This is a genomic window from Massilia sp. HP4 (assembly GCF_005222695.1).
GTDB lineage: Bacteria > Pseudomonadota > Gammaproteobacteria > Burkholderiales > Burkholderiaceae_D > Telluria.
The window spans coordinates 81442-104350 of the sequence record NZ_STGG01000057.1; the positions used below are offsets into that span (position 1 = coordinate 81442).

Consider the following 22909-nt stretch of genomic DNA (forward strand, 5'->3'; position numbering starts at 1 on the left):
ATTCACACCTTGTTTACTTACCTTTTCAATGGAGTTTTCATGCAGTCGAACTTACGTACCCTGGGCATTTCCCTTCTGCTGGCGGCAGGCATGGGCGCCGCCGGCCTTGCTTCGGCCGCGTCGATCGAAGTCAGGGTCCAGGGCGTCACCAGCGCCAAGGGCACGGTGCGGGTCGCAATCTGCGACAAGGCGACCTTTTTGAAGGATTGCCCATACGCGGCCTCGGCCCCTGCCAAGGAGGGGGAAACCGTGGTCACCGTGAACGACGTGCCGCCGGGCTGGTGGGCCGTGCTGTCGTTCCAGGACGAGAACGACAACGGAAAGCTCGACCGCAATGCCCTTGGCATCCCGAAGGAGCGCTACGCCTTCAGCCGCGATGCGCGCGGCCGCTTCGGGCCGCCGAGCTTCGAGGATGCGGCCTTCGTGCTGCGTGACGAGAAGGCGGTCAGTTACATCAAGTTGCGCTGAGCTCTCGCGCCGGGAACGGCCGGCAGAGCGGCTTGCTCACGCCGGATGCGCCGGCACGCCACCTCCAGTTCGGCGCTCCCCGATCCTGGAGGATGACCCTTGCAGGTCTGACTGCGCACGTGCTTGCGGCGACCGCTGCGGGCGCTGCTTCGGCCGCAGTAACAGCCTTCCCTCCGATATCTGGATGTAGTTAGTCGCAGCTGAAGCATCGTCCTTCGCCTGAACATGTCATGGACTCATTCTATTCAACGACTGCTCGACAATTGTGCCAGCGGAGGGATTGTTCGCTTGTCGGATTTCTCGTACCTTCTCGAACACCAACGATGCCAGCGACCTGCCAACTCATGCGCCCTGCTTGACCTCTACCGGAGTCAGTGCATCGGCAAACCCGTGGTTGACATCGCGATGACCCATCTCGTCCTGGCGCACGACCAGCACCACGTCACGCAAGCGGGCATTGGCGGGCAGGTTCCAGTACGCGATCGCGATATCGGGCGCCGCGACATTCTCCACGCGCCCGGCATCGATCTCCGCCAGGTACAGGGTATAGCTGATGACGGCCTGCTCTTCGAAGTAGCCGACCAGGCGGTGCGCGGTCTTGGGCGAGGTCAGGTACAGCAGGAAGAACGCCACGAAGAACAGGGCTTGCACCGTCAGGATGACCAGGCGCTCGAACGGGTTTGGCTTGGCGATCTGCACGAAGGTCATCAGGTGCATGCGCTCGTTTTCCGCTTCGTCGAGCAGGGTGCGGATCCAGCCCTGGTCCTCGACCATCCAGCGCAGGCAACGCAGGTGGACCAGCATGCCGCCAACCATGCCTGGCACGGCCGCCACGGTTTCCAGCACAATCGCCCGGTTGCCGTAGCGTTTGGCAAAAAACGTGTCCGCGAAAAAGCGGAGCATCAGCGTCAGCCCCAGCGCAACGTGATCGGAAAAATTGCGGGCAGCGCGGTGGTCTTCCACGGGCTTGGTTCTATCGAGCGCTTTCATGTTCAGACTCCCTGTATCTAGGTTGACTATCTGTCGACTTGCTGTATCCGGCCAAAGCCGGAAAACATGCATTCAAGATACTCTTTAAAATCCAAGGGGTCAACAATGAGCAACAATTTCTGCGGCGGTTGATACTTTAGGAAGAGGCCGGCCTAATGGGTAGCGCCGCCCGCCTCGCGCACGTCGGCGTCGACGCTCACCGTCACCTCGACCGCCAGCTTGATGCCGGCAATGATGTCGTCCAGCGCCATCGACGGCGGTGCATCGGCCCGCGCCGCGGCCTGCTCCGGCAGGAAAGGCACGTGGATGAAGCCGGCCTTGATCGGCTGCGGCTGGCGCGCGGCATGGTGCATCAGCCCATAGAACACGTGATTGCACACGAAGGTGCCGGCAGTCTGCGATACGCCGGCGACCAGGCCCTGCTCGCGCAGCGCCCGCACAATGGCCTTGATCGGCAGGGTCGAGAAGTACGCAGCCGGGCCCTCGTCCGCAATCGCCGCATCCACCGGCTGCTGGCCGCCGTTGTCGAGGATCGCCGCATCGTCGACATTGATCGCCACCCGCTCGACCGAGATGTCGGGCCGTCCGCCGGCCTGGCCGACGGCGATCACGACGTCAGGATGCAATTCGTCGACCATGGCAACGAGGTCTTCGATCGCCTGGCCGAACACGCAGGGCAGCTGGCGCACCTCGACCCGGAAGCGATGCTCTCCCACCATGCCTTCCCAGCCTTCGAGCGCGCGCACCGCCTCCCAGGCGGGGTTGATGGTGGCGCCATTGAACGGCTCGAAGCCAGTCAGCAGTACGGTCTTGATCATCGCGGCCTCACAGGTTCATCAAAAAATACAGCAGGAAGATATTCGCTACCAGGATCGGCAGCGCACTCGGTATCTGGGCGCGGATCACCGCGTTCTTGTCGGGCAGCTCGAGCAGCGCCGCCGGCACGATGTTGAAATTGGCCGCCATCGGTGTCATCAGGGTACCGCAATAGGCGCTGAACATGCCGATCGCCGCCATCACGGCCGGGTTGGCGCCATACATCCCGATCAGTACCGGAATGCCGACCCCGCCCGCCATTACCGGGAAGGCGGCGAAGCCGTTGCCCATCACGATCGTAAACAGCGCCATGCCGATGCAGAACACGGCCACCGCGATGAAGCGCGAATCCATGCCGATATAGGTGGTCGTCAGGTGCGCCACCGCCTTGCCGACGCCGGCTTCCGAGAACAGCAGTCCCAGCACCGCCAGGATGTGCGGCAGCACCACCGCCCAGCTCATCGCATCGACCAGGCGCCGCGCCTCGCGCACGCCCTGCAACGGCGTGGCGCGCGTCAGCCAGCAGGCCGCGATCAACGCGACGATAGCGCCGCAGCCCATGCTGACCAGGGTCAGGTGGGCCGGGTCGAGCAGCGGCAGGCCGTTGAACTGCACGTCCTTGAGCACGGTGGCGCCGATGACGGTCACCAGCGGCAGCAGCAGCGCCGGAATGAAGATGCGATTGCCCAGGCGCGCGACGTTGGCGCGGCGCACGCTCGGGTCGAGCGTCCTGGGCGCGCCGGCCTTGACGCCGCCGAAGCCGGCCAGCAGCGCCATCCCGATCATCAGGGCGCCGACCGCCGCCGGCGCCATGCGCTCGCCGGCCAGGTACAGCAGCGCATACAGTCCCCAGAACAACGCGGTGGTATGACGGCGCGGATTGCTGCGGTCCACCAGGTTCATGATGGCCACGGCCGACAAGAGAAGGCCGACCAGGATGTAGAAATGTTCGATGGTGAGAGTCATGCCGCGTCCTTCGCTGCCGCCACTTCGCGCTCGATCTCGCGCTTGATCTCATGATCCAGCCGGTGCAGGTTCCAGGCATGGATCACGAAGGCGGTGATCGCGGTCGGGATGCCCCACAAGGCGATGTGCAGTGGATTGACCTCGATGCCCTCGGCCTGCAGGATCGTGTGCATCAGGACGATGGCGCCGAAGGCGACGAAGATGTCTTCGCCGAAGAACAGGCCGATATTGTCGGTGGCGGCCGACATGGCGCGGATGCGGTGGCGCACGCGCTCGGGCAGGCTGCCGTGCTGGGTTTCCGCAGCCGCTTCGGCCATCGGCGCGACCAGCGGCCGCACCATCGTCGGATGGCCGCCCAGGCTGGTCAGGCCCATCGCGGCGGTGCTCTCGCGCGCGAACAGGTAGACGATCAAGAGGCGCCCGGCGGTGGCCGAGCGCACCTTCGCGATCACCGATTGCGCCTGTTCGCGCAGGCCGAAGCGTTCCAGCAGGCCGATCGCGGCCAGCGGCAGCAGCAGGATCAAGGGCAGGTTGCGCGTCTTGACGAAGGCATTGCCGAGCGACTCGAGCAAGGCCATGACGGGCATGGCCGCCGCAACGCCGGTGACGCCGCAGGCGGCGACCGCCACCAGCACCGGATTGGCCCGCAGTAAAAAGCCGGCGACGACGACGACCACGCCGAGCAGTGGCCACAGATTGACAGCAGATTGCATGGATTCCCCGGCAATATTCGACAAGCCGAGGATCTTACTCCATGTCGTGTGTTAATCCGGCAAGAATTCAGGCCGGCCGCACGGGGTTGCCCGCCAGGTCGCCGACCACCGTATTCCACTGGCGCACGTGGAAGGCGCGTACCAGGCCGTGCGTGACATACGGGTCTTGCGCCGCGAACAACTGCACCGGTTCGGCCGTCGCGCAATCGAAGACCAACACCGCATGGTCGGCCGGTTCGGCCAGCGCGCCGGCCAGGACGAGTTCTCCGCGCTCCTGCGCCTCCCAGGCCAGCTTCAGGTGGGCGTCGCGGAATTCGCCGCGGCGTTCGAGGTAGTCGGGGGCGAGGTCATACGTGAGCAGGTAGTGCACGGCTTCTCCAGGGGGCGTCAGATGAATCCACATCCTAACCGCAATCGCACAACCGGAACACCAGCACAACGGCAGCGCTCAGTGTTGGCTTAAAACAACTTTTTGACCCGATTCGCATCCTCCGCCCATCAGTGAGAGGTGTCACACAGAACAAAACTCAGCGGTTGACGTAGACTATCAGTCATGGATATGTCGAAGAAAATGGCGGCGGGGATCACGGGCTTTGCCAGCATGCTATGGCTGGGGCTGACCGCGGCCGTGGCCGCCAACCAGCGCCGCCTGGTCTTCAATCCGACGCTCGAGCGCGAAGTGCAAAGCCCGCGCAGCAGCGGCCACCGCACCCGTCCCGTGGTCTTGCGCGCCGCCGACGGCACCCGGCTCTCCGGCTGGCTGATGACGCCGACCATCCCCGGCCCGCGCCCGGCGGTGCTGTATTTCGGCGGCCGTTCCGAAGAAGTGTCCTGGGTCGTGCGCGATGCCGGCAAGCTGTTCCCGAACATGACGGTGCTGGCGATGAATTACCGCGGCTACGGCGAATCGCAGGGCGTGCCGGCCGAGATCCACATGATCGAAGACGGCTGCCTGCTGTACGACTGGCTGGCCACCCGCGGCCAGGTCGATCCGCACCGCATCGCGGTGGTCGGCCGCAGCCTGGGTTCTGGCGTCGCGGTGCAGGTCGCCAAGGAGCGCCCCGCCCACTCGGTGGTCCTGATCACGCCCTACGATTCGATTCTCGCGATCGCCAAGCGGCGTTTTCGCGTGATGCCGATCGAATATATGCTGCAGCACCGCTTCGAGTCGATCAAGTACGCGCCCTCGCTCAAGGCGCCCACCTACGTGCTGCGCGCATCCAGCGACGACGTGGTGCCGCACACGCATACCGACCTGCTGGTGGCCAAGCTGGGCCAGCTGGTAGCCGATGACGTCGTGCCCGACTCCGACCACATGAACATCCCCTACCTCGAGGCGACGCAAGACCTGATCGCCGGCTTCCTCACGCGCCAGTTCAGCCAGCCGGTGACGCCGGCCGCGGCGGCAGCCGTCGCCGACGCCGTGGCCACCGCCGAACCGCCGGCCGAGGCCGTTCCCACACCCGCCGATTTCGTCCTTGCGACAAAATAATTGCTGAAAGTTGTCAGCATTTATATTTCCAACGAATAAATTGGCAAGTAAAATCGTATTTGTCACCGACTTGTAAGTTCATGCATATTTGACAGCTTGCGCTGAAATGGCGTGAGCTCGCTCATGTTTTCGCCATATTCGACCCAAATCAGCCGGATCGACCCTCCCAGCCTGTTGTGACCGTGCTACATGCATGTCCTTCTGCTGAGAAAATAGTCGCCAGATACAAATCGTAACCCCCTGCGGCCTGCCGGGCTGACACAATCGCGCAGCGCGAAGTGTCCTCCCCTCATGCCGCTCGAGGTCGCACTTGCGCAGCCCTTACCCATCGGACCCCATGCCGCGGGTACAATATCGCTATTCCAGGAGCCCATTGATGAAATTTAAGCAACTCAGCATGACCATTGCGGCGCTGTGCGTCGCAGGCAGTGCCTTGGCCGCGCCGGCAGCAGGTCCGATCGCGCAGCCGAAGCTCGGCATGGTCTACGATGCGGGCGGCAAATTCGACAAATCGTTCAACCAGTCGGCCTTCGAGGGCCTGCAGCGCTTCTCGAAAGAGACCGGCGTCAAGGTGTTCGAGGTCCAGGCCAATAGCGATACCCAGGCCGAGCAAGTCATGCGCGGCCTGGCGCGCAAGAAGGTCGACATGATCGCCGCCATCGGTTTCTCGCAAACCCAGGCCGTGCAAAAAGTCGCCCGTGAATTCCCGAACGTGCGATTCGTGCTGATCGACAGCGTCGCGCAAGGCGCGAACATCGAGTCGGTGATGTTCAAGGAACAGGAAGGCTCCTACCTGGTTGGCGTCGCCGCCGCCATGGCTTCCAAGTCCAAGAAGCTCGGCTTCGTGGGCGGCATGGACATCCCGCTGATCCGCGCCTTCGCCTGCGGCTACAGCCAGGGCGCCAAGGCGCAGGCGCCGAAGGCCGAGATCGTCCAGAACATGGTCGGCACTACCGCCGCCGCCTGGAACGACCCGGCCAAGGGCGGCGAGCTGGCGCGCGCGCAGTTCGCACGCGGCGTCGACGTCGTGTTCGCGGTGGCCGGCGGCAGCGGCATGGGCACGCTGCAGGCGGCCAAGGAACAGGGCAAGCTGGCGATCGGCGTCGATTCGAACCAGAACTACCTGCATCCGGGCACCATGCTGACCTCGATGGTCAAGCGGGTCGACGTGGCCGTGTACGATTCCTTCATGGGCGTCAAGAACGGCACCTGGAAATCGGGCGTGCACTACAAGGGCCTGAAAGAAGGCGGCGTGGACTGGGTGCTGGACAAGGACAACCGCAAGGTCGTTACCCCAGAGATCGAAAAGCGCGTCAACGCCGTGCGCACCGACATCATCAACGGCAAGATCAAGGTCATCGATTACCGCGCAGGCAGCAGCTGCCCGGTCTGATCTTTTCGTTCCTGTTCAAGAGCGCGCCGCGCCGGTTGATCCCGGCCCGGCGCGCTTTTGAATGATAAAGACACTTCATATTTACGACAGATCGCAATGCAGCCAGCCGTAGAATTTCGCAACATCAGCAAGGCCTTCGGGCCTGTGCAGGCGAACGCCGACGTCAGCTTCTCGATCGCCAAGGGCTCGATCCATGGCGTGATCGGCGAGAATGGCGCCGGCAAATCCACCCTGATGAGCATCCTGTACGGCTACTACCACGCCGACAGCGGGCAGCTCGTCATCGACGGCGCCGAGCAAAAGATCCGCTCCAGCCTCGAAGCGATCGACCTGGGCATCGGCATGGTCCACCAGCACTTCATGCTGGTCGAGAACATGACCGTGCTCGATAACGTGATGCTCGGCACCGAGGGCGGCTTCAAGCTGTCCAGGAAGCGCACGGAGACCGAGGCCAAGCTGCGCGAGATCTGCACCCGCTACCAGCTCGACGTCGATCCGCTGGCGGTCACCTCGACCCTGTCGGTCGGCGCCCAGCAGCGCGTCGAGATCCTCAAGCAGATCTACCGCAGCGCCGAGATCCTGATCCTGGACGAGCCGACCGCGGTGCTGACCACGCAAGAAATCGCCTCGCTGTTCGACATCCTGCGGCTGTTCAAGGAACAGGGCAAGACCATCATCCTGATCACCCACAAGCTGGGCGAGATCATGGAGATCACCGACCAGGTGACGGTAATGCGCGCGGGCCGCGTGGCCGGCGCCGTCGCCACCCGCGACACCTCGAAGGAACAGCTGGCGAACATGATGGTGGGCCGCCCGATCGAGGGCAACCTGCCGCGCAAACCCCACGCGCCCGGCGCGCCGGTGCTGCAGGTCGAGAACCTCCAACTGAAGGATGCGAACGGCGTCCAGCTGCTGGCCGACATCGCCCTCACGGTGCGCGCCGGCGAGATCGTGGCGATTGCCGGCGTCTCGGGCAATGGCCAGAGCGAGCTGATGGAAATCCTGTCCGGCATGCGCCTGCCGACCTCCGGCAAGGTGGCGCTGGAAGGCCAGCCCCTGCCCTTCGCCGGCCGCGGCAACGCCGACGGCCTGCCCGCCACCTTCCGCAAGCTCGGCATCGGCCACGTTCCCGAAGACCGCCTGCGCGACGGCGTGATCAAGGATTTCTCGGTCATGCAGAACACCGTGTTCGGCTACCAGGACCGCGTGACCCGCGGCATGGGCCTGTTCGACTTCGACGCCATCGCCAAGCGCTGCGCGCACCTGCTCGAAGCCTTCGACGTGCGTCCGAAAGACCCGAATGTGCGCATTGGCCTGCTCTCGGGCGGCAACCAGCAGAAGGTCGTGATCGCACGCGAAGTCTCGGCCGCGCCGAAGCTGATGCTGGTCGGCCAGCCGACCCGCGGCGTCGACATCGGCACCATCGAGAGCATCCACACCCAGCTGCTGCGCCTGCGCGACGAGGGCGTGGCCATCCTCTTGGTGTCGACCGAGCTCGAAGAAGTGCGCGCGCTGGCCGACCGCATCGTCGTGATGTCGGGCGGCCGCGTCACCGGCGAACTCCATATTGACGAATTCGATACCACCCGCATCGGCCTCTTGATGGGCGGGATGCACAAATCATGAAAACGACTGAACTTCCACGCTGGGCCTCAGGCTTCGTCCTGCCGGTCCTGAACTTGCTGTCGGCGCTGCTGGTCTCGGCCCTGGTCATCCACCTGCTGGGCGAGAGCCCGGTCGAGTCGCTGCAGATCCTGGTCAACAGCGCCGTCATCAATCCCGAGGGCCTCTCGTACACGCTGTTCTACGCCTCTACTTTTGTGTTCACCGGCCTGGCCGTGTCGATCGCGATGAAGGCCGGCCTGTTCAACATCGGCGCCGAAGGCCAGATGTACCTGGGCGGCCTGGGCCTGACCCTGGCCATGCTCAGCTTCGACGCCACCTTGTCGAGCTGGCTCCTGATCCCGCTGGCGATCGTCGCCAGCGCGCTGTTCGGCGCCGGCTGGGCCTTCATTCCCGGCTACCTGCAGGCCAGGCGCGGCAGCCACGTGGTGGTCACGACCATCATGTTCAACTTCATCGCCGCCGGCCTGATGAACTATCTGATCCTCAAGATGGTGCCGGAAGGCGACCAGAACCCGGCCAGCCGCGTGTTCACGGACGCCGCGGCGATCCCGCAGCTGTCGACCTGGCTGCCGTTCTTCGGCGAGAACACGCCGCTGAACCTGGCCTTCCTGCTGGCACTCGTTGCGCTGGTGATCTACTGGGTGGCGGTGTCGCGCTCGAGCTGGGGCTATCAACTGCAGGCGACCGGCCTGAATGCCCACGCCGCCCACTACGCCGGCGTGCGCATCAGCCGCACCATCATCGTCACGATGCTGATCTCGGGCGGCCTGGCCGGCCTGGCCGCGGTGAACTCGATCCTCGGTTCGACCCACTACCTGAGCCTGAACTTCCCGGCCGGCGCCGGCTTCATCGGCATCGCGATCGCGCTGATGGGCCGCCAGCATCCGGTCGGCATCCTGCTGTCGGCGGTGCTGTTCGGCGCGCTGATCCAGGGCGGTTTCGACCTGTCGCTCGAAAAACCGAACATCCCGCAAGAGACCTTCATTTTCATCCAGGGCCTGATCATCCTGTTCTGCGGCGCCATGGAAAACATGTACGCGCCGGCAGTGCTGAAACTGATCAACGCAACACGTCGCAAGGGTTAAGCCATGGAAGACTTCCAGTTCGCCAGCATCCTCGTCTCCACCATCCGCTATGCGCCGGTGCTGATCTTCGCGGCCCTGGCCGGCCTGTTCGCAGAACGCAGCGGCGTGGTCGACATTGGCCTCGAGGGCAAGATCCTGGCCTCGGCCTTCGTCTCGGCCGGCGTCGCCTACACCTATCAAGACCCGTGGATCGGCATCGCGGCCGGCATCCTGGCCTCGGTCGCGCTGGCGCTGGTGCAGGCCTTCGTCTCGATCACGCAAAAGGGTAACCAGCTGGTGGCGGGCATCGCCATCAATATCGCGATGAGCGGCCTGACCTTCGTGGTGGCCCAGTACTTCTTCCAGCAGGGCGGCCGCACGCCCGACCTGGGCGAGGCGCGCCTGTCGACCGTGGTGCTGCCGGGCGCCGAGCTGGTGGCCGGCATCCCAGGCCTCGGCTGGTTCTGGACGCGCCTGGTCGGCGGCCACTCGCCGCTGGTGTACTTCGCCTTCGCCCTGCTGCCGATCGTGCACTGGGTGCTGTTCCACAGCCGCTTTGGCCTCCGCCTGCGCGCCTGCGGAGAGAACCCGCACGCGGCCGACGCCGCCGGCATCTCGGTGCAGCGCACCCGCTATACGGCGATGATCATCGCCGGCGTCTTGTGCTCGTTCTCGGGCGCCTACCTGTCGATCGTCCAGAGCGGTTTCTTCTTGCGCGATATGTCGGCCGGCGCCGGCTACCTGGCGTTGACGGCGCTGGTGTTCGGCAACTGGCGGCCGCTGCACACGGTGCTGGGCTGCCTGATGTTCGGCTTCTTCGCCGCGCTGCAGATCCAGATCGAAGGCGTCGACCTGCCGGTCGTGGGCCGCATCCCGGGTTCGCTGATCCAGATGATCCCGTATATCGTCACCGTGGTCGTGCTGGCCGGCCTGATGGCCAAGTCGGTGGCGCCGAAAGCGCTGGGCAAGCCCTTCGTCAAGTCGCGCTAGGCGCGAAATCGCCTGCCCGCGCTCGCGGGCAGGCCTCCTTCCCTCCCCAGTCTGGCGCCGGAACCCGGCGCAACCTCCCCCAGATCGAGCTATCACTTGCCGTGATGACAAGTGACCGTGACTGTATTGCCACACATATCAATAAATTTGGCATACAAAATGCAATCTTGATCGGCAATTGCCGCCGAGTCTGAGAAAATACCGACTTTCCGTACGGCAACGAACGATCAGTAAGTTGTCGTTCAAATTTTCACTATAGGAAACTTATGGCAATCGAGAACATCAAGCTGCGCAGCCTCCTGTTCGGGGGCTTCGCCACCCTGTTGGCCGCGATGCTGATCCTGGTCGGCATCGGCCTGGTCCAGACAAAGAAGGCAGAAGACCTGACCGACAAGCTGACCAACGAGAGCATGGAACGCCTGGCCATGCTGCAGGAATGGCAAGCCATCATCGAGACCAATGCGGCGCGCACGATTGCCGCCATCAAGATGGTCGATCCCGCCGACGAAAAATTCTTCATGGACGATATCTCGGTCTCGTCGAAGCGTTCGGATGTGCTGCACAAGGGGCTGATCGAGAGCCTGAAGGGCGACGCCGAGGCCATGTCCCTGTTCGACAGGGTCGACGAGCAGCGCGAAGGCTACCGTGCGGCGCGCAAGAGCGTACTGGAGAAAAAGGCTGCCGGCGACGACGAAGCGGTGCGCCAGTTCCTCGCCACCGACATGCTGCCGCGCGTGAAATCGTATCTCGCGAGCCTCGCCGCGATCGTCGACTACCAGAAGAAGGTGGTCGCCGTCGACGCCGACCTGATCGACGATGGCTTCAAGACCAGCCTGAACCTGCAGCTGACCCTGGCCGCGATTGCCCTGATGACCGGCGCGATCTTCGCCTGGTGGATCGGCCGCCGCATCACCGCCCCACTGGAAGAAGCGGTGGCGGTCGCCCAGACCGTCGCCACGGGTGACCTGAGCAGCCGTATCGTGGCCCAAGGCTCGAACGAGACCGGTGTCCTGATGACCGCCCTGAAGGACATGAACGACAACCTGGTCGGCATCGTCGGCCAGGTACGCAGCGGCACCGAGACCATCGTCGAGGCGGCCGACCAGATCTCGGCCGGCAACCTCGAACTGTCGTCGCGCACCGAGCAGCAGGCCGGCGCGCTGGAAGAAACCGCGTCGTCGATGGAAGAGCTGACCTCGACCGTGAAGCAGAACGCCGACAATGCGCGTGAGGCCAATGCGCTGGCGCAGACCGCCTCGCAGGTCGCGGGCCGTGGCGGCGAGACCGTCGGCCGCGTGGTGCAGACCATGGACGCGATCACCGATTCGTCGAAGAAGATCTCGGACATCATCGGCGTCATCGACGGCATCGCTTTCCAGACCAATATCCTGGCGCTGAACGCGGCGGTCGAGGCGGCGCGCGCCGGCGAACAGGGCCGCGGCTTCGCAGTCGTGGCCAGCGAGGTGCGCAACCTGGCCCAGCGCTCGGCGGCAGCGGCCAAGGAAATCAAGACGCTGATCGGCGATTCGAGCGCCAAGGTCGAGGAAGGCAGCCGCCTGGTATCGGATGCCGGCGCGACCATGCAGGAAATCGTGGACAGCATCGGCCGCGTCACGGCGATCATGTCGGGCATCGCCATGGCCAGCCAGGAGCAGTCGGCCGGCATCGAGCAGGTGAACCAGGCGATCGCGCAAATGGACCAGGTGACGCAGCAGAACGCGGCGCTGGTGGAAGAAGCGGCGGCCGCATCGACGTCGATGCGCGAACAGGCGCAGTTGCTGGCGCAGCTGGTGTCGACTTTCCGCTTTGAAGAAAGCCCGGCGGCACAGCGCCCCTCGCTGAAGAATGCAGGACGGCCGGCACTGACGATGCGCCAGGCAGCCTGACGCGAACAAGTTGTCTCCTCTTGACGCCGGGATGCTCCCGGCGTTTTTTTTAGGCGCTGTTCGCGTTAATTACGCGAACCTTTGCCATCCGCGCCGGTCTCATCCACTGTCGAGTTAACTCATCAGGTGGCGATGATGCAAGGCTTGTTCTTCGAGGAAGTATTTGCTGCGCTGGCGTCCCTGCAGCTCGATACCGACGAGGTGGCCAGGTTACGCACATGGATCGCCGCCGTCGCCCACCCTGGCGAGTGCCTTGACCTGATTGCCAAGGCGGCCGGCACGCCATGCTGTCCGCATTGCCAGTGTCCCCGCGTCCACCGCTGCGGTTCGGCCAGTGGCCTGCAGCGCTGGCGCTGTCTGGCTTGCGGACGCAGTTTCAATGCGTTGACCAACACGCCGCTGGCGCGGCTGCGCAAGAAAGCCGCCTGGCTCCCCTACCTGCAATGCGTGCTCGAATCGCGCACAGTCCGCGCAGCAGCCGAGCTCGTCGGTGTGCACCGCACCACCAGTTTTCGCTGGCGCCACCGTTTCGTTCCCGGGGCCGCCAACAAGCGTCCAGCGCGCCTCGAAGGCATGGTCGAGGCGGACGAGACTTATATGCTGGAATCGCAGAAGGGCTCGCGCCACCTGACCCGACCGCCACGGCGGCGCGGCGGCGTGGCCAAGCGCCGCGGCATCACCCGCGAACACGAGTGCCTGCTCGTCGCGCGCGACCGGAGCAGGCGGACGCTGGATTTTCATACCGGCCGCGGGCAGGTCAGCGTCTCCCGACTCAAGGATTGCCTGCTGCCCGTGCTGGCGCCGGCCGTGCTGCTGATCAGCGATTCGGCGGCCGCTTACCGGGCCTTTGCCCTAGAAGCCGGTATCGCGCATGAGACCGTCAATCTGCGCGCCGGGGTCAAGGCCCGCGGCGCGATCCACCTTAATAACGTCAATGGCTGGCATGCCCGCTTCAAGACTTGGCTCAAGCGCTTTAACGGCATCGCCAGTCGCTACCTGGTGAATTACTCCGGCTGGCAGCGCTTCCTGAATGACGGTGAGTTGCGTACACCAGCACAATTGCTGACCGCTATTATCCAGTGTGCCACTTGCCGTCAGAAATTGACGAATTAACGCGCACAGCGCCTTTTTTTATGGCGTGACGGGATCGACCGGCTCGTAGCCGGCCGCGCGGCGGCTGGAGCGCGCCAGGGTCCATGCAAAGCCGATGCCGGCCGAGGTGCCACTGTTCTTGAGATGCAGCGGGCTGTCGCGGTTGGCGCTGCCGGCATACGATTCATAGCGCACGAAACCGAACAGGCGCACGTCAGGATTGAGCTGGCGCGTGGCAAACAGGCCCACGCGGGTGAGCATCAGGCCGGCGTCGGCCCCGTAGGCAGCGCGCGAAGCATTCGCGTACTGCGGCTGCACCTCATAGAAGTACCGGTTGATGCGCTTGTCGCCGAACACCACCGACACATTCCCTTCGACGCTCCACAGCCCGCGCTCGCCGCGCGTTTCATAGGCCAGCTTGGGCTCGAAGGTCCAGCCCTGGCGCCGCAGCCCGCCCCTGGCCTCGATCACTGCGCGCAGCGGCAGTTCGGCGCGCACGCGGCTGTTGCGGTCGATATCGGCCACCCGGATCTTCAGGCGCGGGCCGAACTCGAACAGCGCGCCCAGGTCGGGCATGCCCTCACGGATCTCGACGTCGTCGGAATCGGACGGCAAGGCCCCTGCCAGGCCGACGTCGAATTCGACCCGGTCGGAGCGGAACAGGCGCGCCCCGATGCCCGACTGGTCGGCGCGCAGCACTTCGCCGCGGTACAGCAGGTAGGGCACGGGCAGGACGCGGTTGTTGCGGTCGTCGGCGCCGGGATAGGCCGGCGCGCTCAGGCCGAAGGCGCCGAGGCCGAATTCCCACAATGGCAGGTTGCCCGGCTCCGCGGACTGGGCGCTGGCGTGGACGGCGGGGATCAGGCATGCGGCCGCGACGGCGGCTTTGAAGGTGGGATGCATGTGGCCTCGGAATCTGGTCGGAGATGACGCGATTCTAGCCGAGGCCAGGAAAAAAATGCACCGCACGCGACCAGGGGTCGGCGCGGCGCAAGGAAGATCGTTACGGCCAGATCGCCTGCAGCATCGCGGCCAGGTTGTAGCCGCCCTTGATCAGCTGGGTCTTGGCGATCTCGGAGCTCGGCATCGGATAATTCTGCGGCACCTCCAGCGCGAAGGTGTAATAGGTCTCGCCCTTGCGGCTGGTTTGCGGAGTGATCTTGCCCGGCACCACGTCCTTGTAGGCCAGCTTGGCCGAGACCAGGCCATCCTCGACCCACTGCACCGGCCAGGTTGCCACGTCGCCTTGCGCTTTTTTCAGCTGCGGCTGGCTGGCGATCGCCACGTCGGCGAACTGCTCCGGCGTGCGGGTCTTGATGCGGCGGAAGGCGTAATCGACCGTGGTGCTGTCCCAGTAGGAGTGGAATGGTTTGGTCAGCGCCGCCGGCACGCCTTCCTTGACTACCACCGGCTCGCCTGGCGGGATCACGCTGGAGGAAAGGGCCGACAGGCGCTCGTTATCAAGCAGCAGATTGTTGCCGCCGCGCGAGTCGAAGACGAGCGTCTCGTCGATCTCGGCGCGATTTTTCGGCACCACGAACTGGCCGTCTTTCGAGACAAACGCCGAACCCACGTGCAGCGGCTGGTGGATGTCGCCGGCGAAGTGGGCCAGCAGGATCAGCGCCTGGCGCTTGGTGAACTTGTGCGGGTTCAGGGCCGGATCAAGCTTGCCCTGCAAGACAGCGATGCACTGCTCCAGCGTCTGCACGATGTCGACCTCGCTCGTGCCCACGCCGTGCTCGTGGTAGTGGTCCAGCTGGAACGGCACATTGGTGTAGTGGTATTCACTGTGGCGCGGATTGCCGGCCACGTACTCGACCATCTCTTGTGTCTGCGGGCCGCAGAAGGTGCCTTTCACGCAGTCGGCCCAATTGGCGACCGAGGCCAGCGATTCATCCGAGCGCAGGATCTGCGCGATTTCCTTCTGGGCGTTGCTGCCCTTGAGCAGACGGTCGGCAATGGCGCCGATGGCGCGGTGGCCGTCGCGGCCCCAGGCGGCGGCGTCGGGCGCGGCCACCGATGCGAAGACGCCGGTCAGCGCCAGCACGCATGCGAGTTTTTTCATGGTGATTCCTTGTTGATTCAGTTGACCTTGGTGATACGTGGCGCAGCTGGAGCCATCGCGGCGCCCTGCCCTTCGATCTTTTTCAGGTAGGCGATGAAGCCGTCCAGGTCGCGCAAGCCGGTGTCGACGCGCGCCGTGCCCTTGCCGAATTCCGGATAACCGTCGCTGCCTTCGGCCAGGAAGTTATTGGTGGCGATGCGGTAGGTGGCGCTGTCCAGCATCTGTTTGCCGTTCAGCTTGAGGCTGCCCGGCACCAGCCGGCTGCCCGCCGGACGCTTCGGATCCCAGGCATAGCTGAAGCCTTCGGAAATCTGCAGCACCGACGAATTCGAATCGACGCCATCCTTCCACTGACGCTCCAGCAGGGCGCGGATCTGGGCCCCGGTCAGGTCCATCACGACCGTCGTGTTACCGAATGGGAGCACCACCTGCGCCTGACCGAAAGCGACCGTGCCGTCCGAACCCGCCTCGAGGTCGCGGCGGATGCCGCCATTGTTCATGAAGGCCAGTTGCGCGCCGAGGTTGCGCACCGAATCCAGCGCCGCATCGGCGATCAGATTGCCCAGCACCGACTCGCCTGAATCGTTGGTCTTGCGCAGCACTGGCGCGCCGGCCACCTTGGCGATCGGACGGTTCAGGGCTTCCTTGCTGCGCTCCTTCACCTGCGCCACGAAGGCCGTCATCCTGGCGTCCGCCGGATACTCGCCCGGCTTCATCACCACGTTGTTTACTTTCAGGTTGCTGACCGCCCCCGTCTGCGGCTCGACCTGCATCGACACGCGCGTCAACAGGTGGCCGGCGGTGTCGGCCTGGGTCACGGTGCGGCCATCCACATCGCACAGATAGCCCTGGTGCGAGTGGCCGGTCAGCACCAGCTTGACCGAAGGGTCGATTTTCTTGACCACGTCGACGATATCGCCCTTGAGCTGCGAGCAGCCGGTTTGCAATGGCGACTCCACCGTGCGGCCGCCCTGGTGCACCAGGGCCACGATGACTTGCGCACCGGCCGCGCGCATCGCCGGCAGCGCCGCATTGATCGCCTCGGCCTCGTCGCCAAACTGCAGGCCGGCGATGCCGGAAGCGACCACCATATTCGGCGTGTCCTTCAGCACCACGCCGACCAGGCCGACCTTGATGCCCTTGACGGTTTCGATCTTGAAGCCCGGGATCACCGGCTTGCCGGTGGCCGAGTCGATCACGTTGGCGCCGAGATAGGTGAACTTGGCGCCGCCGAAGTTCGGCGTGAACTTGCAGGCGCGGGTTGGATGCGGCGAATCGCAGCCGCCGTTCTGCTGGCGCAGTAATTCCTTGCGGCCGCCATCGAATTCATGGTTGCCGACCGCGCTGGCGCGCAGGTCCAGCATATTCATCACCTCGATGGTCGGCTCGTCGGCCCACAGCGAGGACAGCGCCGGGCTGGCGCCGACGATGTCGCCGGTCGAGACCAGCAGCAAATCCTTGTCTTCCTTGCGCCAGGCCTGCAGGGCCGCCGCCACCGCCTCGGCGCCGCCGGCGCGCATGATTTCTTCCTTGCCGTCAGCGTGCTTGAGGACGTAGCGGCTCGGTTCGAGGTTGCCGTGGAAGTCGTTCAGCGACACGAGGTTGAGGGTCACCGGGCCTTGCGGGGCGCTGACGCAGCCGGCCAGCAGCAGCGCGATGGTGAGGGTGGAAAGACTGACGCAGGCGCGGCGCGAAACGATCATGGGGATTCCTCTCATGGATGCGGACCGGCGCGAACGGCTGGACCTGGAAAAACTGGATTCGAGCGAACTCGACAGCCGACATTATCCCACGCAGCTTGTGCGCAGGAAATGCTTACGACGACGGTCCGGCCCACTCTCTACAAGAAAAAACGGCCGGTGTTTCCACCGGCCGTTCTTGACTATCTCATGCTACGAATCCGGCGTGCTTAGAATTCGTACTTCAGGGTCGCCTGGATCGCCCACTGCGACTCGCCCCTGACTTGCTTCAGGTCTTGACGCTCGACGTCGTTACGCACGACGTAGATGTACTTGCCCGACGCATCCAGACCTGCGTAGTCGACGAAGCTACGTGCCATGCCGCCCGACGACTGGAAGCTGATCTCTTCGGTACGGCCCCACTTCTTGTTCAGCAGGTTACCGAAGTTCATGAAGTCCAGGGTGAAGGTCGCCTTGTTGCGCTTGAACAGGCCAGGGATTTCCTGGCTGATACGCACGTCGAAGGTGTTGACCCACTCGGCGGTGCTGTTGTTACGCTTGACGACGCCACCAGCCGAACCATGCAGGCCCTTGTTGGCATTGACGACGTCCCAGAAACGCTGCTCGTTGGCCTTGTTGGTCGCGGTGTCGCCGTAGAACACGACTTCGCCGGAACCGAACGCGGTCGGGATGTACATCAGGTCGTTGCCGGATTCGCCGTCGCCGTTCAAGTCATTGTTGATGGTCCAGCTGTATGGACGACCTTCACGACCTTCGTAGAAGACACCCAGGCGGGTGTTGTAGTTCGAGAAGAACTTCTTCTGGAAGTTGAACAGCGCGTTGACGCGGTTCTTGATCGCGTAGCTCGATGCCGCAGCGACTTCTTCGTTCGGGTTGAACACCGAACGACCGCGCCAGTTCGAGTTGGCCACCGACGAGGTCAGCGGCGAGACTTCGGTCGCATCGGTGTAGGTGTAGGCCACCGACCAGCCGAAGCCCTTGGTCATCGGACGCGACAGCGACGCGGTCAGGACTTTTGCATCGCCCTTGTCGGTATCGCGCGCCACCAGCACGTTGCCGAAGCTGCGGTTGTTGAGCGAGCGGGTCTGTGCGCCGGCGCTGGTGATCACGTTGGCGGTGTTGTTCGACACGCCCCAGCTAGCCTGGTTCAGGCCGGCCGCGTTCCAGTACAGCTCACGACCGTCGGCGCCAGTGCGGGTCGACGTGCCCAGGTTCAGGTGCTCATAGTAGATGCCGTTCTTGTTCTTGGTGTACAGCGCTTCGCCGCTGAACACCAGGCCACCCCATGGCAGTTCCTTGTCGAATGCCAGGTTGGCTTTCCAGATCGATGGCTGGCGGAAGTTCGGATCAAGGAAGTTTACGTCAGCAGCTGGAATCGCGCCGGTGATGCCTGGCTGGGCGTCCGGGTCCATGCTGGCCAGGCCGCCGGTGGTTGGGCAGCGGGTCGCGCCGGTGCCCGAGCAGCTGATCGAAGCAGTCGCCACGCCGGTGCCCGAGAACGGGTTCGACATCCAGACGGTTGCTGCCGCGCCCTGGAACAGGCCGACGCCGCCGCGCAGCTGGGTCGGACGCTCCGACTTGTCGAAGCGGTAGTTGAAGCCCAGGCGTGGCTGGACCAGGTCGGTGCCGTCGATGGTCTGGCGGTTGTCCAGGCCGAAGCCGCCACTCTGGCGAGCGCCGGTGGCTGGGTTGCCGGCAACCATCGGTGCGGCTGCAGCGGCGTTGTACAGCGGGACGCCGCCGACATCGTTACGGTCGTAACGCACGCCGTAGGTCAGGGTCAGCTGGTCGTTGACGGACCAGGTATCCTGGATGAACAGGCCGGTGTTCTTGGTTTCGAACGTGGCGATCGCGTCGTTCAGCGATGCGCCCGGCAGCGCGCGCTGCTGGCTGTAGCTCAGCGGACGGCCGCGCTGGAAGTTCTCGAGTACGGCTTGCTGGATACGGTCGGCCGAGGCGCCGGCGCAGGTCAGCGCGCCGAACGAGTAGAAGCTGGTGTCGGTCGAATCCAGGCAGGCAAAGGTGTACGAACCGTTAATGCCCTGCAGGAAGGCGTTATAGACTTCGTTCTTGGTCTGGTCGACGCCGAACTTCAGCTCGTGGTCGCCCAGGACCCAGTTGGCGCCGGCATACATGTCCTTGGTCTTGTTGCGCAAGACATTGTTGTGACGGCTGAACTCGGTACCGAAGTTCAGGAAGCGGTTGGCGGTCGACAGGCCGGCCGGTGCGCCGGCAGGCAGCGCGCCGGAGAATTGCAGGCCGATCGATGGGGTGCGGGTCGCGTTGACCGGGACCGAATCGTAGTCGCGAGTCGAGAACTTGAACTCGGTCGAGAAGGTCGGGGTCCAGTCCGAGAAGATCTGGCCGACGACGGTCTCGATTTCCTTGCCCTGGTTGTAGAAGCTCGACGACAGGCCGACGCCGGTAGCCGAGAAGCCTGGGTAGAACGGCTCGCCCTGGCTGGTCTTGGCGTAGCGCAGGTTGGCGCGGTGCTCATCGGTGATGTTCCAGTCGAACTTCACCATGCGCTCTTTCGAGGTCAGCATCGAGCCGGTCGGGACGGCCGGGCTGCCGATGTCGACGCCGTAGACGCTCTGGGCGATGCGCTGGGCTTCGGAGATGGCTGCCGGGGTGATGGCGACGGTGGTGCCGGAGCTGCTGCCGATCGGTCCGAAGTCCGGGCTCGAACGCGAGCTTTCGTAGTTTTCAGCCAGGGCGAAGATGAACAGCTTGTCCTGGATCAGGGGACCGGAAGCCCAGATACCCTTGGTGGTTTCCTTCGACTTCGGCGCGTCGCTGTAGACGTCGGTGATCGGGTTGTAACGGTCGCCCGACATGGTGTCGTTGCGGAACACGTAGTACACACCGCCCTTGTAGGAGTTGGTACCCGACTTGGTCACGGCGTTGATGTTGGCGCCGGTGTAGCCCTTCTGGGTGACGTCGTAGTTGGCGACGTTGACCTGCACCGACTGGATCGCTTCGATCGAGATCGGCTGGCGCGCGGTCGGGCTGCCATTCGCTTCCAGGCCGAAGGTGTCGTTGATCGCGACGCCGTCGATGGTCATCGAGTTATAGCGCGAGTTCTGGCCGGCCACGGACAGTTCGCCGCGTTCCTTGTCGGTCTGCGACACGCGCGGGTCGGCGCGGGCGTAGTCCTGCAGGTTACGCTGGATCGATGCCTGGGTTTGCAGTTCGGTGTTGCTGATCGAGGTACCCGAGCCCATCGTGTTGCGCGAGAAGATCTCGGCGCGCGATGCGGTGCCGGCCACGGTCACGGTCTGGATGCCGACGGTGGCATCGACGTTCGCGGTCTGGGCCAGTTCGACGTAGACGTCGTTACGGGTCTCGGTGATGCCATCCTTGGTGATGGTAATGGTGTAGGGACCACCCACGCGCAGGCCGCGTGCGGTATAGCGGCCTTCGGCGTCGGTGACGACATTGCTGACAGAACCCGACTCGACGTGCAGGATCTGCACTTGCGCGCCGGCGGCTGGTGCGCCGGCAGCGTTCGAGACACGGCCGCCAATGGCGGAAGTGGTGTTCTGTGCGAACGACGGCGCAGCCGCCAACGCAACCGACAAAGCCAGCGCCAACTTGGTGAGCCGGATCTGTTGTTGAGTGATCATTGAATACCCCAAAAAGAACTTCAATTTATTGTTGGACGCCCGCGAGGACGCCCTCCCCTACGATGTACAGCTTGAATTTTTTTGCTTGGTGAACCGGCGCTCTCAGCCGACAAGCGGCTGCGATTGTATCGTTACAATGTTTCAACAACGTGACGCGGTGGAGTGATGTCATACAGCGGAATCCCGCCAATATGCATGAGCTTTAGACAAGCCGACAAATTCGTTTTGGCTTCGTAATTTAGAGCTTTTGCGTATAAATCACCGCGTTAGTGTTGTCTGTACGCGACATAATCGGAGCTGGCCGAGCCCAAATATGACAAGGCGGGATTATATGTGCGGCATTCTCCGGCGGAATTTTTTTGATAAAAATTCAGCGGAAGTGGCTTGGGAACGAAGTTTTTTGTAGCGAGAAGGCGACATAAGTTAATTTTGCATTAACTTATAACCAAAAAGTCACCTGCCGATTATGACAAGGTAGAGGCCCGGCGAGCGCCGGGCCGTGGATGTCACACTTTATTTGCTGCGAACGGCCGCGGCGTCCAGCGCCGCAATCCTGGCCTCGAATTGCGTGTAACGTTGATCCAGTTGGCGGGTCAGTCGTTGCTTTTCCGCCACGGGCAGGAAGGCGTAGCGGATGCCGTTGTACGAGGCTTTTTTCACTTCCGCATAGCTCGGCTTGAACTGGCTGGCGAACTGTACGTATTCATGCGACAGCGTGTGGCGGGTTACGCCGGTATCGTCGGTCGAGATCACGAACGGCACGCCGTATTTGCGGTACAGGTTGATCGGGTGGTTCACGCCCGACACGCCATTGATGAAGGCATTCGAGGTCAGGTTGATCTCGACCGGGATGTCCTTCTCGCGCATGGTCTTCATGATGGCCGGCGCATTCGCCTCGTGCGCCAGGTCCAGGCCATGGCCGATACGGTCGGCGCCCGCCACTGCCAGCGCCTGGTCGATGTGGAACTTCAGGCCTTCGGGCGGCACGTCGCCCAGGGCCAGCTCGCCCGCGTGCATCGCCACCTTCACATCCGGATACACCGACTTCAGGAAGCGGAACATCTTCATGTGCAGGGTGTAGTCGCGCATCGAGACGTGGGTGCTCTCCTGGCCGACGATGTTCAGGCCGACGATGCGTCCGCCCTTGGCAGCGGCCTTGAAGCTCGACACCATGGCCGAGAATACCTGCGACGGATTCAGCAGGCGCAGCGTGTAGTTCTGGTAGCGCATGGTGAAGCGCTCGTCGTCGATGCCCTCTGACGCGTCGTGGATCTGCTTGACGAAATCGTCGATCGACTTGTTGAAGGCGGCGTCCTTGTCGAGGGCTGCCAGCTTGGTGCGCAGCACCTTGTCGAGCGCCTTGTCGTCGCCCGCACCGGTCCAGGCCTGGCTGTCGAAGTCCGGGTTGGCCACGAATGGCGACAGCAGGAACATGGTCTCGATGTAGCCGACGTTCTCGGCGATCGCGCGCGCCTTGATCTCTTGCAGGCCTTCGCGCAGGTTGTCGTTGGCCACCGGGCCGAAGTAGCCGAAGCTCTGGAAGAAGCGCTGGTCGGGCGTCGGCTGCAGGTTGACGTGGTTATGGAAATCCTTGTTCGACCAGCGCTTGGCGACCTCGCGCCAGGTGTCTTCGTCGGCCCGTACCTCGGCGCCCGACTTGCACACGCGCTGGGCCGCCGGCTTGGCGCGTTCAAGAGCGACGACCGCCTTGTCGGTCTCGATGCGGTAGGTCTGCGTGTTGATGCAGAAGCCCTGCTTGTCGACGAATTCGGTATAGGTCTCGGCATACACCGAACCCGAATAATGGTGGTGCAGGTCGCCACCCTTCGGCATTTGCGTGAAGAACATCGTCAGCTCGGACAGCTTGGGCTGGCTGCCGTCGATCAGGCTCGCATAGTGGCGGGCGGTGGCCGCTTCATTGGCGTTGGCGGCAGGTTCCTTGGCCCAGGCGGCGGCCGGGACCGCGGCCACGGCCAGCGCCAGCAGCGCCTTGCCGGTCAAAGTGGTGTGCATCGTGTGCTT

The 22909-nt window shown here is 63.8% G+C and carries 18 protein-coding genes; 8 read left to right on the forward strand and 10 right to left on the reverse strand.

Annotated elements, in window-relative coordinates:
- Positions 1–39 precede the first annotated feature (39 nt).
- The gene (locus E8M83_RS21160) at positions 40–468 is read left to right on the forward strand and encodes a DUF2141 domain-containing protein (protein ID WP_137175331.1); all 429 of its coding nucleotides are present in this window, start codon (positions 40–42) and stop codon (positions 466–468) included.
- A gap of 342 nt (positions 469–810) precedes the next feature.
- On the opposite strand, the gene E8M83_RS21165 is transcribed toward E8M83_RS21160, so the two are convergent.
- The 5 genes from E8M83_RS21165 to E8M83_RS21185 form a co-directional block, all read right to left on the reverse strand.
- Positions 811–1458, reverse strand: coding sequence for an alternative oxidase (locus E8M83_RS21165; RefSeq protein ID WP_137175332.1), 648 nt, complete (start codon positions 1456–1458; stop codon positions 811–813).
- 152 nt (positions 1459–1610) lie between these two features.
- Positions 1611–2276, reverse strand: coding sequence for a pyroglutamyl-peptidase I (gene pcp, locus E8M83_RS21170; RefSeq protein WP_137175333.1), 666 nt, complete (start codon positions 2274–2276; stop codon positions 1611–1613).
- 7 nt (positions 2277–2283) lie between these two features.
- Positions 2284–3240, reverse strand: coding sequence for a DUF979 domain-containing protein (locus E8M83_RS21175; RefSeq protein ID WP_137175334.1), 957 nt, complete (start codon positions 3238–3240; stop codon positions 2284–2286).
- Positions 3237–3953, reverse strand: coding sequence for a DUF969 domain-containing protein (locus E8M83_RS21180; RefSeq protein ID WP_137175335.1), 717 nt, complete (start codon positions 3951–3953; stop codon positions 3237–3239). Before E8M83_RS21180 ends, E8M83_RS21175 begins: the two co-directional genes overlap by 4 nt.
- Before the next feature lie 67 nt (positions 3954–4020).
- Entirely contained in the window at positions 4021–4323 is a 303-nt protein-coding gene (locus E8M83_RS21185; RefSeq protein ID WP_137175336.1) for a YciI-like protein, read from the reverse strand.
- Positions 4324–4506: 183 nt separating this feature from the next.
- On the opposite strand from E8M83_RS21185, the gene E8M83_RS21190 reads away from it, so the two are divergent.
- From E8M83_RS21190 to E8M83_RS21220, 7 genes are all read left to right on the forward strand, one after another.
- Positions 4507–5445 (forward strand): alpha/beta hydrolase, encoded by a 939-nt coding sequence (locus tag E8M83_RS21190; RefSeq protein ID WP_137175337.1) that lies wholly within the window; start codon positions 4507–4509, stop codon positions 5443–5445.
- A gap of 376 nt (positions 5446–5821) precedes the next feature.
- A complete protein-coding gene (locus E8M83_RS21195; RefSeq protein WP_137175338.1) occupies positions 5822–6838 on the forward strand; it encodes a BMP family protein in 1017 nt (338 codons plus the stop codon).
- 96 nt (positions 6839–6934) lie between these two features.
- Positions 6935–8464, forward strand: a complete 1530-nt coding sequence (locus E8M83_RS21200; RefSeq protein WP_137175339.1) for an ABC transporter ATP-binding protein — start codon at positions 6935–6937, stop codon at positions 8462–8464.
- On the forward strand, positions 8461–9549 hold the full coding sequence (locus tag E8M83_RS21205) for an ABC transporter permease (RefSeq protein ID WP_137175340.1): 1089 nt from the start codon (positions 8461–8463) through the stop codon (positions 9547–9549). Before E8M83_RS21200 ends, E8M83_RS21205 begins: the two co-directional genes overlap by 4 nt.
- Positions 9550–9552: 3 nt before the next feature.
- Positions 9553–10518: an ABC transporter permease gene (locus tag E8M83_RS21210; RefSeq protein WP_137175341.1), complete on the forward strand. Its 966-nt coding sequence runs from the start codon at positions 9553–9555 to the stop codon at positions 10516–10518.
- Between the two features lie 266 nt (positions 10519–10784).
- Entirely contained in the window at positions 10785–12404 is a 1620-nt protein-coding gene (locus tag E8M83_RS21215) for a methyl-accepting chemotaxis protein (RefSeq protein ID WP_137175342.1), read from the forward strand.
- Between the two features lie 132 nt (positions 12405–12536).
- Positions 12537–13517: an IS1595 family transposase gene (locus E8M83_RS21220; protein WP_307721864.1), complete on the forward strand. Its 981-nt coding sequence runs from the start codon at positions 12537–12539 to the stop codon at positions 13515–13517.
- Between the two features lie 18 nt (positions 13518–13535).
- Here E8M83_RS21220 and E8M83_RS21225 read toward each other — a convergent pair whose 3' ends face one another.
- The 5 genes from E8M83_RS21225 to E8M83_RS21245 all read right to left on the reverse strand — a co-directional run bounded on the left by E8M83_RS21225 (position 13536) and on the right by E8M83_RS21245 (position 22900).
- The gene (locus E8M83_RS21225; RefSeq protein WP_137175343.1) at positions 13536–14399 is read right to left on the reverse strand and encodes a MipA/OmpV family protein; all 864 of its coding nucleotides are present in this window, start codon (positions 14397–14399) and stop codon (positions 13536–13538) included.
- A gap of 100 nt (positions 14400–14499) precedes the next feature.
- Complete coding sequence (locus E8M83_RS21230; protein WP_137175344.1) at positions 14500–15561, reverse strand: S1/P1 nuclease; 1062 nt, start codon at positions 15559–15561, stop codon at positions 14500–14502.
- A 17-nt stretch (positions 15562–15578) separates the two neighbouring features.
- Positions 15579–17264: a bifunctional UDP-sugar hydrolase/5'-nucleotidase gene (locus E8M83_RS21235; protein WP_137175345.1), complete on the reverse strand. Its 1686-nt coding sequence runs from the start codon at positions 17262–17264 to the stop codon at positions 15579–15581.
- A 206-nt stretch (positions 17265–17470) separates the two neighbouring features.
- Positions 17471–20887, reverse strand: coding sequence for a TonB-dependent receptor (locus E8M83_RS21240; protein WP_137175346.1), 3417 nt, complete (start codon positions 20885–20887; stop codon positions 17471–17473).
- A 513-nt stretch (positions 20888–21400) separates the two neighbouring features.
- A complete protein-coding gene (locus E8M83_RS21245; RefSeq protein WP_137175347.1) occupies positions 21401–22900 on the reverse strand; it encodes an adenosine deaminase in 1500 nt (499 codons plus the stop codon).
- Positions 22901–22909: the final 9 nt, after the last annotated feature.

Coding starts and splice junctions, on each gene's coding strand:
- E8M83_RS21160 (WP_137175331.1), top strand. CDS start 40: ATGCAGTCGAACTTACGTACCCTGGGCATTTCCCTTCTGCTGGCGGCA.
- E8M83_RS21165 (WP_137175332.1), bottom strand. CDS start 1,458: ATGAAAGCGCTCGATAGAACCAAGCCCGTGGAAGACCACCGCGCTGCC.
- pcp (WP_137175333.1), bottom strand. CDS start 2,276: ATGATCAAGACCGTACTGCTGACTGGCTTCGAGCCGTTCAATGGCGCC.
- E8M83_RS21175 (WP_137175334.1), bottom strand. CDS start 3,240: ATGACTCTCACCATCGAACATTTCTACATCCTGGTCGGCCTTCTCTTG.
- E8M83_RS21180 (WP_137175335.1), bottom strand. CDS start 3,953: ATGCAATCTGCTGTCAATCTGTGGCCACTGCTCGGCGTGGTCGTCGTC.
- E8M83_RS21190 (WP_137175337.1), top strand. CDS start 4,507: ATGGATATGTCGAAGAAAATGGCGGCGGGGATCACGGGCTTTGCCAGC.
- E8M83_RS21195 (WP_137175338.1), top strand. CDS start 5,822: ATGAAATTTAAGCAACTCAGCATGACCATTGCGGCGCTGTGCGTCGCA.
- E8M83_RS21200 (WP_137175339.1), top strand. CDS start 6,935: ATGCAGCCAGCCGTAGAATTTCGCAACATCAGCAAGGCCTTCGGGCCT.
- E8M83_RS21205 (WP_137175340.1), top strand. CDS start 8,461: ATGAAAACGACTGAACTTCCACGCTGGGCCTCAGGCTTCGTCCTGCCG.
- E8M83_RS21210 (WP_137175341.1), top strand. CDS start 9,553: ATGGAAGACTTCCAGTTCGCCAGCATCCTCGTCTCCACCATCCGCTAT.
- E8M83_RS21215 (WP_137175342.1), top strand. CDS start 10,785: ATGGCAATCGAGAACATCAAGCTGCGCAGCCTCCTGTTCGGGGGCTTC.
- E8M83_RS21220 (WP_307721864.1), top strand. CDS start 12,537: ATGATGCAAGGCTTGTTCTTCGAGGAAGTATTTGCTGCGCTGGCGTCC.
- E8M83_RS21225 (WP_137175343.1), bottom strand. CDS start 14,399: ATGCATCCCACCTTCAAAGCCGCCGTCGCGGCCGCATGCCTGATCCCC.
- E8M83_RS21230 (WP_137175344.1), bottom strand. CDS start 15,561: ATGAAAAAACTCGCATGCGTGCTGGCGCTGACCGGCGTCTTCGCATCG.
- E8M83_RS21235 (WP_137175345.1), bottom strand. CDS start 17,264: ATGATCGTTTCGCGCCGCGCCTGCGTCAGTCTTTCCACCCTCACCATC.
- E8M83_RS21240 (WP_137175346.1), bottom strand. CDS start 20,887: ATGATCACTCAACAACAGATCCGGCTCACCAAGTTGGCGCTGGCTTTG.
- E8M83_RS21245 (WP_137175347.1), bottom strand. CDS start 22,900: ATGCACACCACTTTGACCGGCAAGGCGCTGCTGGCGCTGGCCGTGGCC.